The sequence below is a fragment of the Falsiroseomonas sp. genome (genome assembly GCF_030695085.1).
Classification (GTDB): Bacteria; Pseudomonadota; Alphaproteobacteria; order Acetobacterales; family Acetobacteraceae; genus Falsiroseomonas.
Genome location: NZ_JAUYTS010000103.1, coordinates 1 through 1,278, shown reverse-complemented (window position 1 = coordinate 1,278; position 1,278 = coordinate 1). Strand labels below are relative to the sequence as shown.

The 1,278-nt window shown below is 66.7% G+C and carries 2 protein-coding genes; both read left to right on the top strand.

All coding sequences use genetic code 11. The annotated features are described in order from the left end of the window. Positions 1–956: type IV secretory system conjugative DNA transfer family protein (locus Q8S40_RS11930; protein WP_305670576.1), on the top strand; the 956-nt coding region annotated here is incomplete at its 5' end. Further along, positions 953–1,278 (top strand): CopG family transcriptional regulator (locus tag Q8S40_RS11925; protein WP_305670575.1); only part of this gene is annotated, 326 nt, incomplete at its 3' end. The genes Q8S40_RS11930 and Q8S40_RS11925, both read left to right, overlap by 4 nt.

Sequence of the window (1,278 nt, the reverse complement as noted above, 5' to 3'; positions counted from 1 at the left end):
GGCGCATCGCCGATCTGATCTCGACCGAGCACCCGGTGTCGCTGTACCTGGTGGTGCCGCCTTCGGACATCAGCCGCACCAAACCGCTGATCCGGTTGATCCTGAATCAAGTGGGGCGGCGCCTGACCGAGTCGCTCGATGGCTCGGACGGCATCGCACGGCGGCACAAGCTGCTCCTGATGCTGGATGAATTCCCGGCGTTGGGTCGGCTAGATTTCTTCGAAACCGCCCTAGCATTCATGGCGGGCTACGGCATCCGCAGCTTCCTGATCGCGCAGAGCTTGAACCAGATCGACAAGGCCTACGGCCAGAACCATTCGATCCTGGACAACTGCCATGTGCGCGTGACCTTCGCCACCAACGACGAGCGCACAGCCAAACGCATCAGCGAGACCCTGGGCACTGCTACCGAGCTGCGTGCCCAGCGCAACTACGCCGGCCACCGGTTGGCGCCGTGGCTGGGGCACCTGATGGTCTCGCGGCAGGAGACGGCGCGCCCGCTGCTGACGCCTGGCGAGGTGATGCAGCTGCCGCCGGACGAAGCGGTGGTGATGGTCTCCAGCGTGCCACCGGTCAAGGCCCGCAAGCTGCGCTACTACGCCGACGCGAACTTCAAGCGCCGCGTGTTGCCACCGCCCGTCCTGACTGCCGGCCCCTACCCCGATGCGCCACCTGCGCGGGCGGACGACTGGGGCGATCTGGCTGTACCGGCTTCGCCCGCTGCATCGAACCCTGCCTTCATGGCCGGCATGGATGCCGACGAAGGCGGTCCCCGCCTGCAGCCAGAGCTGACGGAGATTGCGATACACAACCCCGCGATCGACGCACTGACCAATGCCCTGGCGCTGATCGATGACGACGACGCGCCCCTGCCCCTTCCCCGCCAGCTCGATCCGGCCATGCAACGCGCAGTGCGCCTGGCCGCACTCGACCCCGACGATGGAATCACGCTATGAGTCAGTACCGCCTGAATCTGTTCATTCCGCCTGAGCACGCGCGACGCCTCGAAGAAGTAGCGGCCAAGAAGGGGGTGTCCAAGTCGTCCATCGTCGCGGCGGCACTGGCCTCGTGGCTGTCGCCGGATTCGGGCGACCAGCGCGAGGCGGCCATCGCCAAGCGACTGGACCGGCTCTCGCGCCAGTTCGAGCGGCTGGAGCGCGACCAGAACATCGAGATCGAGACGCTGGCACTGTTCATCCGGTACTACCTCACGGTGAGCACGCCGGTGCCCGAGGGGCACCAGGAGGCGGCCCGTGCGCAAGGCAAGGCCCGCTTCGA